The sequence below is a fragment of the Paenibacillus sambharensis genome, from assembly GCF_003233845.1.
GTDB lineage: Bacteria > Bacillota > Bacilli > Paenibacillales > Paenibacillaceae > Paenibacillus_I > Paenibacillus_I sambharensis.
Window position 1 is genome coordinate 70,579 of sequence record NZ_QKRB01000037.1, and the last position, 15,310, is coordinate 85,888.

The following is a 15,310-nucleotide window of genomic DNA, read 5'->3' on the forward strand; positions in this document are numbered from 1 at the left end:
GGAGGGCAAACCCATGAAAGCCATGATGCAAACCTCGTATGGTCCGCCCGAGGTCATTGTCCCGCAAGAAATTGCGAAACCCTCGCCCGGAGACAAGGACATTCTCATACGAATACGAGCTGCCGCAGTAGGGCCGTCGGACTCTGCTTTTCGAAAAGGCGACCCGGTTATGATTAAATGGATATACGGATTATCAAGACCGAAATATGCGATTGGAGGCTGCGAATTGGCCGGAGAGGTGGAAGCGGTCGGCAGAAATGTAGAGCATTTTAAAGAGGGAGATCGTGTCTTGGGAATGAGCGTCAAAAGCTTCGGTGCTTATGCCGAGTATAAGTGTCTCTCCGAAGAGAGCCCCCTTGCGGTTATACCAGACCACATCTCATTTGAGGAAGCCGTCGGCGTCTGCGACGGGGGTGCCACCGCATTGACATTTCTTAGAGATCAGGCAAATTTGCAGAAGGGACAGAACGTGCTGATTTATGGTGCCTCGGGAGCGGTGGGCATCTACGCTGTCCAATTAGCCAAATACTATGGCGCTGAAGTAACCGGCGTTTGCTCTGCCCGCAACGCTGATCTGGTAAGGAAAGCCGGGGCAGATGTTGTTATCGATTATACGCAGGAGGATTTCACGAAAGCGGGCAAGGCGTATGATGTCATATTTGATGCTGTAGGCAAACGCTCCTTCTCGGCATGCAAGCGCGCGCTTACGGCCAAGGGTATCTATATGACTACCGTACCCAAGCTGTCTACCATTGTGCAGATGATGTGGACTTCCCTGTTGAAAGGCAGACGGGCCGTCTTTGCAACAGCCGGCCTTATGCAAAATAAAGCGAATCTATCGTTTCTCATGGAACTTGCCAGTCATGGAGCGCTGCATGCCGTGATCGATCGTCAATACCCTTTGGAGCTGCTGCCAGATGCCCACAGGTATGTAGAGACGGAGCGGAAGAGAGGCAATGTCGTAATTAGGTTATAAAGGCAAACGTGATGCTTGGACCGCACCACTCCCGTCCGCTCAACCGGTGACCGGCTGCTCCAGGATTTAAAACGGCCAAAATAATGGAATCGCCATCACCATCACGATTCCGATGATCAGCTGTAGTGGAAGGCCAACTTTCAGGTAATGCATAAATTTATAACGGCCGGCAGCCATCACCATCGCATTTGGCGGTGTCGAGAACGGCACGGCGAAGCACATGCCCGCTCCAATCGCCACTGCGAACAAGAACGGATATGGACTTAATTCCATCCGCACAGCAGTTGAGAGTGCAATTGGGGCAAGAAGCACCGCACAGGTCGTATTGCTGAGAAACAATGTCATGGCCGATGTAGCAAAATAGGTGCCGGCCAATAGCGCCATCGGCCCGTAGCTGCCCAGTGAACCTACCAGCCCCTCCGACAGCAGACCCGCTGCTCCGGTCTTCTCTATCGCAATCGACATCGGAATCATGCCGCCGATCAGGACGACACTGCCCCAATTCACTGTCTTGTACGCCTCCTCCATATTGCGCACACAGCCCAGCAGTACCATCAGGCATGCTGAAATCATAACGGCTGCGACTGCCGGGACCAGCTCGGTCACGAGCAGAATGATCATCAGCAGCATAACACCGGCAGCAATTGGGGCTTTGCGGTCCATTGTCACTTTACGGGATTCCTCCATCGGCTGCCCGATCACCACCACGTCTTCCTGATCGGACGCCAGCAGCTCGATGTCCTTCCATTTGCCTTGGATGAGAATAATGTCGTCATCCCGCATCGTTATATCTTTTAAATTATGCAGCAGATACTGCTCCTTCCGCTTGATGCCCACAATATTGACACGATATTTCTCACGAAATCTGGACCTGCTTACGGGAAGGTTATTGATCCGCGAATACGGCGTCAGCATCAGCTCCGCAACACCTACTGCATCCGTCACATAGGAGGCTTCTGTGCTATCTTGAGGGGGACGCTCCTCGACTTGTCGATCGAGCATCGTCAAATTACAGGCTTCCGCGAACCGCCTCACCTCTGTGTACGGACCGTAAACATACAGTATATCTCCTTCTTGCACAACCGTTCCCGGCCCCGCAACCTCCTGATCCACCGTTTTGAGAAACTGATTTTTCAACGATAATTTCCGGCGAATCTCAATGACATTTACCTCAAAGCGCGCAGGAATCTCCAGCTCCGACAGCTTCTTCACCACCAGCGGGGAGTCTGCATTCACCTGCACCCGAAACAAATTGTGAATCATCTGATAACGGCGGACAAGCTCATGAGACGAAAGACTGTCTGTTTCCTGTTTGCTTCCTTCCTCATTCTGCGGCAGAAAGCGACGGAGCCATAGCAGAGCTGCGATCCCTGTTCCTATACATACAAGTCCAACCGGGGCAAATGAGAAGAATGACAGCTTCTCGAAGCCTGAACCCGTAAGCGTATCTTGAATGATCAGGTTGGGTGGCGTGCCAATCAGCGTTAAGGTTCCGCCAAGACTGCTGGCGAAGGCTACCGGCATAAGCAGTCTGCCCGGGTGCGTACCGGCCTTCATGGCCAAGCTAATCACGATCGGCATTAAGACGGCTACTGTACCGGTATTGCTGACGAAAGCGCCAAGCACTACGGTTACAAGCATCACCATAATGAGCAGACTCGTCTCGTTCGTACCGGCCAGCTGCAGCAGCTTATTGCTCGTCATTCTGGCGAGTCCCGTCTGAAAGATGCCTCCACCAACTACAAACAAACCAATCATCATGATCACAACCGTACTGGAGAACCCTGATAGGGCTTCCGGCGGGGTCAGTATGCCCGTGACAAGAAGTACGATCAGCACGCCGATGGCAACCATATCCGAACGAACCTTTCCTGAGATGAACAAAGCCGATGCCAAAGCCAACAAGCATAGGGTTACCCACATTTGATGATCAACAGCCAATATATATCCCCCTGACTATCTTTTTCCTTAAGTATATAACATACGGCTGGCGTCTGGTCCGTACATCCTTTTCCGCACCTGACCTGCTCATAATGCTGCCAGGAGGCTTGTGAAGCGTATCGGTTAAGATCACCATAAACAGCCGCCCAATTCAGCTAAATTGAGCGGCTGCATATTTATTTCTTAATGGCATGTATGAAGTGTATGGTCTCAAACGCCGTCAAATCGTCCGTCCGATCTCTAAAGAACTGTTCATTGATCTCCACTGGTGCTAAGTGTTCATATATGTGAAGGCCCGCGCCTTCCAACATGCTATGAAGATGGCCTGGAACAACTATATTTCTCTCGGCTATCCGTTTCTTCTTATACTCCTGTGTAGCCGGATGATCAATTTCAAAAATCTTCAGTTTGTCCTCTACTTCAGGGTACCGGAAGCAAAAGGTGTCCAAACCAGCCCCTAGTATGACATACCGTTTAAGGGTGTAGCTACACCAGGAACAAAGGAATACATGCAGCAGGCCAAGAGGCATCAGGCGGCTTATGTTGACGCTTCACGCCGGTATATCTTAGCTAAGGAACTGCTAGGTGTAGATAGCGGCCGAGGCATGAAAACGAAATACATTATCACGGAAGAGGAATAAGCAGATGGAAAAGTACTAAATCGAGCTTGAGGACGTTCCAGAAGGCCGGCCATTCGTGTTTGAGGTTCTTGCCGAGCTGGAATACGAGGGCCGATCCTTTTATGTGATCTATAAGGTGAACACAGATGAGCCAGCAGAGATTATGGAACGGACCGAAAATGGAAGTCTGCAAGTGATTGATGATCTGAATCTGTACACGGTTTTATCCCAGGACTATAAGCAAGCAGTAGGCAGCCAGAATGAAGAAGAAAAACGGACGTGAAGTTATAAGAAGGCGCAACTGACATTGTCAGTTGCGCCTTCTATTTATACAACTTACCTCACAGGTTCAGTGGATGTAACTTCAACATTTATATCACTCTTTGATACTGCATATCCACCAGCAGTCTCCGTATACTGTCCTACCTGAGATGTGCCGCCTGGAGCGTACTTTTTCCAGACTAATACTCCCTTCGAATTGGCAGCTACTTGGTAATTTGTTAAATATGCCGTCGTTTTTGCCGGAATCGGTTGGGATGCGCCATATTTTGTGCCTTTAGTCCATTCCCTAGATGTATCCCAAGAGCCGCCGATCTCAACAGAAATTTTACCCAGGAATGCAGCTTTAATTGTTGTGCTTCCACTAATGTTAGCACCTACACTCCAAGTTCCTGTTGTGCTGTTTTGTTGTTCATACTGGATAGTTGCTACAGTAGAAAGACCGTTTACATAGCGAAAAGTTCCCAGGTTCTTGTAGCGCCAGTCTCTTGTTGTGATATTAGGTTGATAGCTATCAAAAGAATAAGTATAGCCATCACCGGATGGGGGAGCCATAATGCTGACCCCTTTTTGACTTAGTTGAGAACGTTTTGATAGTGGGACAACTTCCCGTTTGTTCCCGTTCATGTCTGTTTCCCAAGCTCTAATTTCAGGGATGGGTTGCTTTTGGGATACTTTCGAGTCGGCCATATCTTGTACATGGCTAGGGATCTCACTTGCATATGCACTAAAGGTAGTCAAAGCGAAAACGGCGAGGGCAGCGACAGAGGTCCTTCTTAAGAATTTTTTCAATTAAGTTCATCCTCCTTATTTTACCTACAATTCCATCTTATACCTTTTCTACCATTAATTCAACCTATTTATTTCCACTATAGTATTTTTCTAGAATAACTAGCACCGACCTTACGGCTTCTTTTGTCAGATCCAATTCTGCTTGTGTTTTCGAGTTTTGAGTTACCGTTATAATAAGGTTTCTATATGTGTAAGTTGCCATATCCGTTTTATTTACCAGTTCCTGATCGACACCCTCATGTCCCGAAGGGACTTCCCAGGATACCAATTGATTCCCCATCTCTACATTTGTATAAGCAATTCTTACGTATAACTGTACAGACTTGTCGGAATTTTCAAAAATAAATAATTGCTGTGTTGGATTAAAATCGTTCTTCCCACCCTCAAGGGTAATGGTGTCTTTCTTGTTAAAAGTAAGATCTCTGTCTATTAAAAATATAGTTTTAAGGGGTGGAGTAAGCGTGAAACCTTCTATAACAATATTGTTTGTAAAATCGTCCAAAAACGTTGTGTAAGCTTTATAGCTTATTTGGTTGTCAGTTTCAACAATATCCTGGACGGAGGGTACATTTGCTGTTGACGAGTTGTTCAAACAACTAGTCATACTGGGTAAGACTATCAGGCTTATGCCTAGTATTAATAGTAATTTTTTCATATATTTCCTCCTGTTCATCTAGTTACCATTCCATTTTATTCTAGAGGGCAGTTTAAAACAAGTGTCTTACGAAACAAAGTTGATTGAATTATGACGGATTAAAGTGTATTACAACCTAACTACCAATGGTTCACTTATTGTCATGTTACTTGATGGCTATACGGATAAGGGAATGCTGGTCGATGATCAGATGATTTATTACATATGTGAACGCCAGGCGGTTTATGCCGTTAAAAAATAAGGTAGATTAAACCCAGTTACGGAGGGACCAAATGAAGGATATTTCCTTAATGATAGGTGAAGTTTTTGAAGAGAACGGGATATTGGCCAAGTACTTTCCACCGTATGAGCCACGTATCCCTCAGATCCGGATGGCTGAAAATGTCTGCCGATGTTTGCTTGAAGGGAAGCATGGCTTGATAGAGGCCGGAACCGGTACGGGTAAGTCACTGGGTTATGCGATAGCTGCATCTCTCTGCAGTGCTGTATACGGCAAAAAAATCGTACTGAGTACCTTTACCGTCACGCTGCAGAACCAACTTGTACAGAAGGATCTACCGCTTGTTAAACGTGTACTTGAGGATTTAGGGCTGGAGATCCGTTATGAACTTGGAAAGGGCCGGAGCCATTACATCTGTTAACGGCGATTGGATGATGCTTTTGCAGCTGCCCAAATGAATATGACCCCTCATTATCAAACCGTATCTCAATTAATGCAGGATGTAGATACGCTTGAGGTCGGGGACCCGAACGAACTGTCTTATGACGTTGTAGGCGAGCTGTGGCGAGAGATCCAGGGAGACTCAAATGATTGTTTATCCGAAGAAAGTCCTCACTTTGAGTCATGTTTCATTCAGCAGGCCAGGACCAGGCTGAAGGCAGCGGATATCATTGTGAGTAATCATACTTTGTTCTTTACTGATTTTTACCTGAAGCAAAAAGGGATGTATGGACTGTTTCCAGAATATGAAGCCGTTATCTTTGACGAAGGTCATCGGATCAAGGATGTGTTCAGTAAATGCTTTCAGAAGGTAGGATACGTTAAGGAGATTGAGAATCTATTCGACCGGTGTCTGAATAAACGAAGTCAATGGGCTAAAGCAGTGTTTGAGGATGTGGAAGCCGATTATCCGGAGCTCCCATTGAAGCAAGCACCGTCCTAAAGCCCCTGTCCTTTTTAACGTGCCACCGCGTTGACGTTTCTAAGAGATAAGGCAAAGCTGCGGAAAGGACAGAAGGTGCTGATTAATGGTGCGTCGGGGGCTGTGGGCATTTACGCTGTGCAATTAGCCAAATACTATGGCGCTGAAGTAACCGGTGTTTGCTCTGCCGGTAACGCAGGTCTGGTAAGAAAAGCAGGCGCAGATTTCATCATTGATTATACCCAGGAGGATTTTATGAAGGCGGGCAAAGCTTATGATGTCGTATTCGATGCTGTAGGCAAACGTTCCTTCTCGGCATGTAAGCGTGTACTTACGGCCAAGGGAATTTATCTGACTACCGTACCCAAGCTGTCTATCGTTATCCAGATGATGTGGACCTCCTTGTTTAAAGGAAAACGAGCCGCCTTCGCTACAGCTGGCCTTATGCAAAACAAAGCAAATTTGGCATTCCTCATGGAACTCGCAGAAAGTGGAACGCTGAGCGCCGTAATTGATCGCCGATATCCTCTGGAACTCCTGCCTGATGCCCACAAGTATGTAGAGACCGAACGAAAAAGAGGTAATGTGATTATTACATTCTAGAAAATAGCTAAACCCCTATTCTCCATTCGGAGTAGGGGTTTAGCTTCATCTCACTCGATGACTTAATATTGTCCTACTAAGTCAACCGTAGACACATTGTGAACGTCAATGTTATAGGACATCCTCAATTCTCCTTTAATCTCGTCTACTTCTTCACAACCGGAATCCACATTTCCCCGAATACGATGCCATCTCGCTGTCCCATCTCAACCGCTGCATTGGGCCCGCCAACATAAGCAAAGTTCTCAGCTGCCGGTAAAACCTGGCCGAACGCGATGCCAGTAAGCTTGTTGCTCAACTCTTCAGCCGTCTTCCCTTCCCCTTTCACGACCAGATAGGGTCCCTTAGGGAATTGGATCACCCTGTGTTCTCCCTGTACCGATGCTTCAGTCATGACACCGGCATAATACATCATCTTGTGATTTACCGCTTCGCTCACGGCAAAGATGTAGTCATTCGCGGCGACGGCCTTTAAAGCGTCAAGCATTCCATCCTGCTCAACTGCCCGCCAAAAGTTTTCCTTCTCCTTATTTATGCCTGCATAGTCCGTGTAATCGCTCTTCAGCTCCGTTCCAATACCAGTAACAGTGAAGCTCTCTTTTTCCTCAAGAGTATACGATGCCATCATTCAAGCTCCTTTTTTTGAGATGTTCAAGTGATTGTCCTTTTCACTTGATACGTTTATCATAATTGTTAATCATGTCAAAATATGATACTGATTAGGGGGGCCCATGAAAAAAGTTGAACGGGTAAACGTCATGATGCGGTACATCAACAACCGCTCCCACTTTACCATTTCTGAAATCATGCGGGAATTCAACATCTCTCGATCCACGGCCATTCGAGATATCCGGGAGATTGAAGCAATGGGAATGCCGCTTGTCGCTGAAGTCGGCAGGGACGGTGGTTATTATGTCATGAACAATTCTGTCCTGCCGACTGTCCGTTTTACGGATAATGAGATCAAAGCTCTATTTATTGCCTTCATGGCCACTAGAAATCAACAACTGCCCTATCTCAAGAGCCGCCAATCTTTAGCTGAAAAATTACTCGGACTCATCTCGGAAAACCAGCAAGATGATCTTGTTCTGCTGAATCAAATCTTGCTGTTTGAAGGAACCAACCCCCACAACCCCGACTTGCTTGATCTGTCTGACCTGCCTCATCCGATGTTGGAGCGACTCATCCAAAACCTTCTTAAGGACAGCTGCTTGGTGGTTTCCGCCCAGGAAGGGAGGGAAATCAATTCGTATCCCCTCTATCTGCTGCATCTGTATCGTGAGAAGAGCTCATGGCAGATTGAAGGCTTCGACCTGGAGGAGCGGAAGCGGCGGATTATTCCAGTCGATAACCTCACCGACGTCAACCCCTACCCTGAGAAGAAAAGAATAAGCAAGAAGAAGATCGTAGAACAGCTAAGCAAGCAGGAGGAAGCCAGCAGGTCCAAAGGCGATTGCCCAGTTCAGAAAATACCACCCGTTAAAAATGACACTCTCCTACACGAGTCCTTATCAGAGTACGGCTATATTAAAGACATTCATCCATGTTCATCATTCCGATGAATTGACCGAAATGACCAATTGGCTGCTATTCCTGGGCGGAGATATCAAGATTAATGAAATACCCAGAGAAGTCTTGGAGAGCTTACAGGAGAGAATGAATGTTCTAAGAGCTTCCGATGCGACGCCGTAAACCCTGCACAGGGCTGATCTTCATTTCATAGATTTGTTGGAGCGTACGGACATGCTTCGTCTTCTCGTCATCGTCCTCGGTGTGAAGATACCACTCCACAAGCCTGTACCCGAATAGGAGGAGAATCAGCTCATAGACGCAAGGATCGGTAATATGGGAGACATCCGCATGCTCCGAAAAGCCTTTGTAATACGCGGGGACGCATCGCTTGTAGTATTCAACCATGTGATCGATATCCGCTTCATCCGCAATCAGGCTTGCGAGATCCTCGCCCAGGCGGCCCCATCCGCATGTATCCCAGTCGATGAGCGCGATTTTCCCGTCTGCATAGATCAGGTTGGTCACCCAGAAGTCCCGGTGGCACAGCACGAGAGGCAATTGTTCGATACGGGCAACTATCTCGTCTGCATGATCATCGATGCCGATGAGCATCTGCCGCACATGCTGCGGAAATTCGCATTCTTCCGAGCGTATATACTCATAGACGACTGGCCATGACCGGTAATGATAGTACGTATTCTTCATGAGATCCGCATGGCTCAGGTTGGTCAGACTTTGCAGCACGGCGGGCTGCTCCGCATACAGCTTGCCTTGATAGCGTCCTAACTCCAGCGCGGCCTGTTCAATCATGTCTCCGGTCAAGTCTAAACCGGTTACGCCATCGATATATTCCAGCCACAACTGGAATTCATTATCTTCGGCGTTCATTTCAGCGTGATAACATGTCGGCCAGCGGAAAGTATCCGAGAATGTCGCTCCCAGGTCAGACGCATAGAGATCATATTCCCTGCGCCATGAATCCGGATCGCCGTAACGCTCCCATTTTTTCTGGACTTTCAGCACGATCCGGTACGGAAGCTGTTCACCATCCGCGGTTTCGGCGATTCCCGTTACCAGGTACACATTCCCCACCGTTCCGCCCTGTAACGGCATGGTCTGGCATTCGGCCGAGATGATATCTGTCTTAAGCCGCCTGCTTAAGACATCGTTCAGCTTATCCAATTTAATATTTATTTTTTCCGCCCCCGCTCTTCTTCGTTTGCTTGCTCCGCATGGCAACCGTTTTGTTACGAGCTCTCTTGTCGATGAGATAGCCCGTTTTATCCTGGACAACCTTGTTCTCTTGCCGCTGGGCAGCATACTGCTCCCACCGCTCGCGCGGCAGTAAGCCGTCCTCAAGCGCGGCGAGAACAGCACAGCCCGGCTCGGCTTGATGGCGGCAATCCGTAAACCGGCATTGCCTGAACCATTCCTCCACATCAGCAAAGCCTGCACGGATGCCTTCGTCGGCATCAAAAAGCCCCAGTTCACGCATACCCGGCGTATCGATGACCATCGCGCCGGAGGGGAGCATGAACAGTTGACGGTGCGTTGTCGTATGCCGCCCCCGGCTGTCGACCTCCCGGATCGCCTGAACCTTCATGACGTCCTGTTCCATCAACGCATTGAGCAAAGATGATTTACCGACCCCGGACATGCCGAGGAAGACGATTGTTTTACCCGGCCTCAAATAGGAATCAAGCTCGCTTAATCCTAGACCGGTATGACTGCAGATCGCGTGAACCGGCACATCAGGGATGCTTTGTCTGACTTCTGCAAGCGGGAGATTATAATCCGGGGCGAGATCAGCCTTGGTCAGAATGATGACTGGCTGGCCACCGCTCTGCTTCGCCTGTGTCAGATACCGCATAATGCGGGTAACGTTGAAATCCAAGTTCAGAGAAGAAAGGATAAACACATAGTCAAAGTTGGTTGCGACAACCTGCTCCAACACCGTTTTGGCACGGCCTTCGTCATGCCCTGAATAATCCGCGCGTGAGAATTTGGAGCGGCGGGGCAGCACCGCAGTGATGAGCGAATCTCCGCTCTCGTTGTAATGCAGCAGGACAAAATCACCGACACACGGAAAGTCTGCGCGAGTTTCCGCGCTGTGATAGAAGGCGCCTTTGAGTACCGCCGTTACTTCGCCGCGCTCCGTCATGACCGTGAAGCGCTCACGCCGAAGCTCCGTCACCCTGCCGGGCAGTAGTCCATCAGGAATTGCTTCTATTTCTGTGCAGCCATAAGTTTTCAAATTCATCATGTTATGTTGGATAGCTCCTCTACTATTGTTTGTTGGACGCAAAAATGCCGCGGACAAGCAGCCTCATAAGAAGCTGCTGTCGCGCGGCATCAGAACGCAAAAAAGGATACGACCTTCATCGTATCCTGCAAACAGCAATATTCACGAAAGGTTACTTTGACTGGCATACCAAATAACACGGGTATTCCCGCATTTTTCGCGTATGCCTACTATTCAGTTTTAAGACCGGACCACCATATAAGTCGCTGCCATAAAAACACATCTCCCTTCGTGTGAGGAACTCGCTTATCGCTAAGCTGTCTCTAAAATAACCTGCTTTGGAAAAAAAATCAATACTTAATATATCCTCTTCAACATCTCCATCACTTCATCCAAGGTAAGACCAAAGGACTTGTAGTAGGAGATGTCGTGAACCATTTGCTCCAGAATCATGCCGCTGCGTATTTCCTGCTTCCGCTCTGTGGATAGTTCGGCGACAAAACATCCCTTGCCCGTTATGGTATGAATCAGCCCGCGTCTCTCTAGTTCTTCCCATGCCTTCTTGACGGTAATGACGCTAACGCTAAGCTCCTGGGCCGCTTGCCGGATTGGCGGAAGACAGTAGCCGTTTTCCAGCTCGCCTTTCAGGATCTGGGCGCTTAGCTGCTCAAACAGCTGCTGGTATATCGGTTTTTCCGATGTGTTCGAGATAGCAATATTCATTAAACTTCCACTCGCAGGAATCGTCTGAACGCGAGTCGATAGGCAATGATGGAAAATGCCGCGAAAATCACTATTCCAGTGACCAGGATGATGGCTTGAAGCGCCACTTGTTCTGCACCTGTGCCATAAAATATATCATTCACAACAGGATGTTGAATGCCAACCCATTGGGCAATTCCGGCGAACAGCATGGCAGCCATAACAGAAAAGAACAGCGCCCAGCCGAATTTATAGGCGGTCTTATAAAAGATAGGAATAAAGATAATGTTGAAAATCGCAAACATCATCATGCCAAGCCCCCAGAAGCCTATATTCGGCGGAAAGAAAAGGTATGTGAGATTCGGGTATAAGAGCATCGTAAACACACCAAAGATCGCGGCAATCAAAATATGCAGGAGCTCCAAGCCGACAATAACGAGTACCCTTGCTTTCACCATATTTCGTTTGGTTACAGGCATCATCGATGTAAACATCAAATCATTCTGCGCTTTGAATTGATTGAACAAGTTTGGAACGGTAATCCAGCAGAAATACAGCAGGACGATAAAGTAAATCCAGCCGGGGATGAGCATTAGAGCGCCCATTAATACAGGAAATAAGAAAAAGATGAAGGGCACGCCCAATTTTACATCCTTCATAATCAAGTTATACATACTGATCCTCCTTCTTCGCGAAATAGACCATGATCTCCTCAAGGCTTGGTGTCGCAGCTTTTATGCCACAGGAAGGATCAAAATCGTCCGCTTGAATTAACCCCGTAAATCCAAATGAATTGATCTTGTAGGAAATCAACCGGTCCTTCACCTGGTTCAGCTGATTTTCAGCACCGTTTAACAGAAGATAAGATTCTTTGAACTCTTCCTTCTCACCGCTGCGGATAATTTGCCCATTTGCGATGAAGGTTATGAAATCCGCGCATTTCTCCAAATCTGAAGTAATATGCGTCGAGAATAGAATACTGATCTCACCGTCAGCGACGAGCCCTTGGAAAATATCCAGCAGTTCGTCCCTTGCAACGGGATCAAGCCCGCTGGTCGGTTCATCAAGAATGAGAAGCTTGGCCCCATGCGATAAGGCAATGGCCAGGTTATATTTCACTTTCATCCCTGTTGACAGCTCGGCGATTTTTTTATTCTCATCCAGCTTGAATGCACGCATATAGTTGCGGTATGTCTTATCATCCCAGTTGGCATAGAACCTCTTGACCACGTCGGTCAGCGTCTTCATTTTGCTTCGGGTGTAGAAATCAACGCCCCCCATGGCGTATCCGATTTCCTGCTTCAACTCGATTTCATGTGCAGCCATGCTTTTCCCCAGAATATGAACTTCGCCGCTATCCAAACGGGTCATATTCAAAATCGACTTGATCGTTGTGGTCTTACCTGCGCCGTTAGCGCCGATAAAGCCCATAATATAGCCCTGCTCTAGCTGGAATGATACATTCCTAAGCTGAAAATTGGGGAAGCTCTTGCTTACGTTTCGAACGTCTAATGCAAGCATCTCCTTTGTCCCTCCTCATATTGTGCATATCGTGTATGCACAATATATCACGCAGGGGTTAAGGGAGTCAATAACTTCCTCAGTGGTACAATCCCGCGGGCGCTAATTGTTGAAGAGGTTATTAAAGCCAATCGGAAATATCAGTTTATAAACTCTGAAGAAATCGTGTCACACCTGTGCTGCTTTCAATCCCCATATATTCAGCCATGCATCTGACGCGCGATTCCAAAAAAAAGACCAACAGAGCCGATTCGACGCAGCACCCGCCACTTATGATGCTCTAGCTCAACCTCCAGCGGCTCTGACGCATTCAGCAGACTTGGCTGTATGTACTTCTCGGAGATATCATAATATCTTCGGGTACCTTTCTTGTGATGGATAATCAGCTCACCCGTCGAATTCCCCGACAGAAATAATGGCCAGATTCTTTTAATCGACAAGGCTTCTATCCTCATACAGCAACTCGGCGAGCATTCCCTTGGTAAATCCCTTGATTCGCGACTGTAACACCACTTCCGCGTTTTTGCCGCATACATCGATTGGATCGAATTGAATGCAGCTGGCCTGCCGAACAAAGTCTAATACGCCCTGCTTCCCGCTAAATTTATATTCGCCCAAAAGCCCATGCTTCAACAACAGAAATTGCCTTGCCTGGCGCTTTGTTAACTGAATCATGTTCGCACCTGCCTCTAGTTTAGTGCTGATTCCAATGCAGTATAACCCGTTAACAAGCGAATTCCTCCTATATGAGGACTCCATCCGTCTTAGACCAATAAAAAAAGGACGCAGGGAAATTCCCTGCGCCCATCCGGTTCAATCCGTTAGATCAAGGTAGGAGCCTCTTCGCCAGTTTGTGAAATCGTATGCTTAAAAATGGACGGACTTCTCCCGTAATGGGATTATTAGCGCAAGGTCTCTTTATCTTTCATTGTCATTCCGATTCAGCAACAACGGTAAACCGAGCGTTTATATGAAGTGGATTTTCGATTTCATCCAAGACAGCGATTGCGTAATCGGCATAGCTGATATAGCTTTCACCTTTTGAATTGAACAGTAACTTTTCTCCACCTTTTTGATAAGTTCCCGTACGTTTTCCTGCCTCATCAAAAAAAGCTGCTGGACTGATATATGTCCATTGGATTCCGTTTGAGTTGCTTAGTTCTTCAAGATTTTGTCCCATATTTTTGGCAGTTGCAAGATATTCTTCGGGGAAATCAGGAGTATCAAAATTTCTTACTGTCTTCGCTTCATCTACAAACAAACTGCCTGCTCCTCCAACAACAATTAATCTTGTCGATGGCGTACCTTTAAGTGCTTCAATTAACACCCTTCCTGCTTCAACATGTTGATGTTCTTCTCCAGATGGGGCATTAAAAGCATTTACGACAATATCGAAATCCTTTAGATCTTCGGTCTCTAAGGCAAAAATATTCTTTTCCAATACAGTTACACTTTGATTTTGAACCTTCCCCGTATCACGAACGATCGCTGTAACGATGTGACCTCGTTCAACCGCTTCATTAAGAATAAGACTCCCAGCTTTACCACTTGCTCCAATAACACCAATCTTCATTTTTATTTCCTCCTAAGTATTTAATCAATCCAACCTGTATTCATTATAATTACATGTAACCATTATAGTTACAGGTTAGCCATCTGTCAAACAGTATAATATGGCTTAGCATTTATTCCGGTTTAATAAAGTTCTTATAATGAATCTAGGTTTGACAGAACCCAGACAAATATCTAACATTGGTGCATGTAGTGAGTTTAGTAGTAACTCCACCAACGTTATACACAAAATTTTATAATAAAAAGTGGTGATCAAAAAATGAGCATTAGCAGTCGATTTTCCGTTGGAATCCATATCCTTGCCTTGTTGGAAATCGATAAAACTGAGGTCAATACATCTGAGAATATCGCGATGAGTGTAAACACCAACCCTGCCGTTATAAGAAAAATAACAGGAATGTTAAAAAAGGCTGGACTGGTTAATGTACAGCCTGGAATTGCTGGTGCAAAACTAGCTAAGGACATTTCGGAAATAACCTTGCTGGATGTCTATCGGGCGGTAAACGCTGTACAGGAAGATGAATTGTTTACCGTCCACGCCAAACCTAATCCTGATTGTCCCGTAGGCAGAAACATTCAAAGTTCCGTTGAAATTCAATTTACTGCCGCTCAACGGGCTTTGGAAAATGAGTTGGAAAACAGAACAATAAGAGATGTTGTTGATGATATTTTGAATAAAGAACCATTAGAATCATAGAAGGTCCGTATCGGTCAAACGCTCTCCCTGATCCAAAAAACAGACCGACTTGTGAG

Annotated in this window: 18 protein-coding genes and 2 pseudogenes; 7 read left to right on the forward strand and 13 right to left on the reverse strand. The window is 46.8% G+C overall.

Translation table 11 applies throughout. The annotated features are described in order from the left end of the window. The first annotated feature begins 13 nt into the window (after positions 1-13). Complete coding sequence (locus DNH61_RS07000) at positions 14-976, forward strand: NAD(P)-dependent alcohol dehydrogenase (RefSeq protein WP_111145949.1); 963 nt, start codon at positions 14-16, stop codon at positions 974-976. 66 nt (positions 977-1,042) lie between these two features. On the opposite strand, the gene DNH61_RS07005 is transcribed toward DNH61_RS07000, so the two are convergent. Further along, on the reverse strand, positions 1,043-2,899 hold the full coding sequence (locus DNH61_RS07005) for an SLC13 family permease (protein WP_111146051.1): 1,857 nt from the start codon (positions 2,897-2,899) through the stop codon (positions 1,043-1,045). Positions 2,900-3,093: 194 nt separating this feature from the next. Next, a pseudogene (locus DNH61_RS07010) lies at positions 3,094-3,393 on the reverse strand (class I SAM-dependent methyltransferase); the annotation flags it as partial. 220 nt (positions 3,394-3,613) lie between these two features. Between DNH61_RS07010 and DNH61_RS07015 the strand changes: the two are divergent. Beyond that, the gene (locus DNH61_RS07015; protein WP_111145951.1) at positions 3,614-3,820 is read left to right on the forward strand and encodes a hypothetical protein; all 207 of its coding nucleotides are present in this window, start codon (positions 3,614-3,616) and stop codon (positions 3,818-3,820) included. A 53-nt stretch (positions 3,821-3,873) separates the two neighbouring features. On the opposite strand, the gene DNH61_RS07020 is transcribed toward DNH61_RS07015, so the two are convergent. Continuing rightward, positions 3,874-4,608, reverse strand: coding sequence for a hypothetical protein (locus DNH61_RS07020; RefSeq protein WP_111145952.1), 735 nt, complete (start codon positions 4,606-4,608; stop codon positions 3,874-3,876). Positions 4,609-4,672: 64 nt separating this feature from the next. Next, entirely contained in the window at positions 4,673-5,263 is a 591-nt protein-coding gene (locus DNH61_RS07025; RefSeq protein WP_111145953.1) for a hypothetical protein, read from the reverse strand. 272 nt (positions 5,264-5,535) lie between these two features. Here DNH61_RS07025 and DNH61_RS07030 point away from each other — a divergent pair, with 272 nt between their 5' ends. The 3 genes from DNH61_RS07030 (at position 5,536) to DNH61_RS07040 (ending at position 7,008) form a co-directional block, all read left to right on the forward strand. Beyond that, positions 5,536-5,904 carry a hypothetical protein gene (locus DNH61_RS07030; protein ID WP_111145954.1) on the forward strand — a complete coding sequence of 123 codons (369 nt, stop codon included), beginning with the start codon at positions 5,536-5,538 and terminating at the stop codon, positions 5,902-5,904. A gap of 33 nt (positions 5,905-5,937) precedes the next feature. Beyond that, on the forward strand, positions 5,938-6,426 hold the full coding sequence (locus DNH61_RS07035) for a hypothetical protein (RefSeq protein WP_146240960.1): 489 nt from the start codon (positions 5,938-5,940) through the stop codon (positions 6,424-6,426). Positions 6,427-6,501: 75 nt separating this feature from the next. Beyond that, positions 6,502-7,008 (forward strand): NAD(P)-dependent alcohol dehydrogenase, encoded by a 507-nt coding sequence (locus tag DNH61_RS07040; protein WP_281272372.1) that lies wholly within the window; start codon positions 6,502-6,504, stop codon positions 7,006-7,008. Positions 7,009-7,153: 145 nt separating this feature from the next. Here DNH61_RS07040 and DNH61_RS07045 read toward each other — a convergent pair whose 3' ends face one another. Then, positions 7,154-7,633 (reverse strand): GyrI-like domain-containing protein, encoded by a 480-nt coding sequence (locus tag DNH61_RS07045; protein WP_111145956.1) that lies wholly within the window; start codon positions 7,631-7,633, stop codon positions 7,154-7,156. Positions 7,634-7,739: 106 nt separating this feature from the next. On the opposite strand from DNH61_RS07045, the pseudogene DNH61_RS07050 reads away from it, so the two are divergent. After that, a pseudogene (locus DNH61_RS07050) lies at positions 7,740-8,700 on the forward strand (helix-turn-helix transcriptional regulator). Here DNH61_RS07050 and DNH61_RS07055 read toward each other — a convergent pair. From DNH61_RS07055 to DNH61_RS07085, 8 genes are all read right to left on the reverse strand, one after another. Further along, positions 8,674-9,714, reverse strand: a complete 1,041-nt coding sequence (locus tag DNH61_RS07055) for an aminoglycoside phosphotransferase family protein (protein WP_111146052.1) — start codon at positions 9,712-9,714, stop codon at positions 8,674-8,676. The pseudogene DNH61_RS07050 and the gene DNH61_RS07055 sit on opposite strands and share 27 nt — an antisense overlap. After that, positions 9,704-10,783 carry a ribosome small subunit-dependent GTPase A gene (gene rsgA / locus DNH61_RS07060; protein WP_111145957.1) on the reverse strand — a complete coding sequence of 360 codons (1,080 nt, stop codon included), beginning with the start codon at positions 10,781-10,783 and terminating at the stop codon, positions 9,704-9,706. The genes DNH61_RS07055 and rsgA overlap by 11 nt, the downstream gene beginning before the upstream one ends. A 336-nt stretch (positions 10,784-11,119) precedes the next feature. Further along, complete coding sequence (locus tag DNH61_RS07065) at positions 11,120-11,485, reverse strand: GntR family transcriptional regulator (RefSeq protein WP_111145958.1); 366 nt, start codon at positions 11,483-11,485, stop codon at positions 11,120-11,122. After that, positions 11,485-12,138: an ABC-2 transporter permease gene (locus DNH61_RS07070; RefSeq protein ID WP_111145959.1), complete on the reverse strand. Its 654-nt coding sequence runs from the start codon at positions 12,136-12,138 to the stop codon at positions 11,485-11,487. The genes DNH61_RS07065 and DNH61_RS07070 overlap by 1 nt, the downstream gene beginning before the upstream one ends. Further along, positions 12,131-12,985 (reverse strand): ABC transporter ATP-binding protein, encoded by an 855-nt coding sequence (locus DNH61_RS07075; protein ID WP_111145960.1) that lies wholly within the window; start codon positions 12,983-12,985, stop codon positions 12,131-12,133. The genes DNH61_RS07070 and DNH61_RS07075 overlap by 8 nt, the downstream gene beginning before the upstream one ends. A 200-nt stretch (positions 12,986-13,185) precedes the next feature. Next, a complete protein-coding gene (locus DNH61_RS26730; protein ID WP_245947991.1) occupies positions 13,186-13,425 on the reverse strand; it encodes a hypothetical protein in 240 nt (79 codons plus the stop codon). Continuing rightward, a complete protein-coding gene (locus DNH61_RS26735; protein ID WP_245947993.1) occupies positions 13,415-13,660 on the reverse strand; it encodes a winged helix DNA-binding domain-containing protein in 246 nt (81 codons plus the stop codon). Before DNH61_RS26735 ends, DNH61_RS26730 begins: the two co-directional genes overlap by 11 nt. Positions 13,661-13,916: 256 nt before the next feature. Then, a complete protein-coding gene (locus tag DNH61_RS07085; RefSeq protein WP_111145961.1) occupies positions 13,917-14,558 on the reverse strand; it encodes an NAD(P)-dependent oxidoreductase in 642 nt (213 codons plus the stop codon). 258 nt (positions 14,559-14,816) lie between these two features. On the opposite strand from DNH61_RS07085, the gene DNH61_RS07090 reads away from it, so the two are divergent. After that, positions 14,817-15,254: an Rrf2 family transcriptional regulator gene (locus DNH61_RS07090; RefSeq protein WP_111145962.1), complete on the forward strand. Its 438-nt coding sequence runs from the start codon at positions 14,817-14,819 to the stop codon at positions 15,252-15,254. The last annotated feature ends 56 nt before the right edge of the window (positions 15,255-15,310 follow it).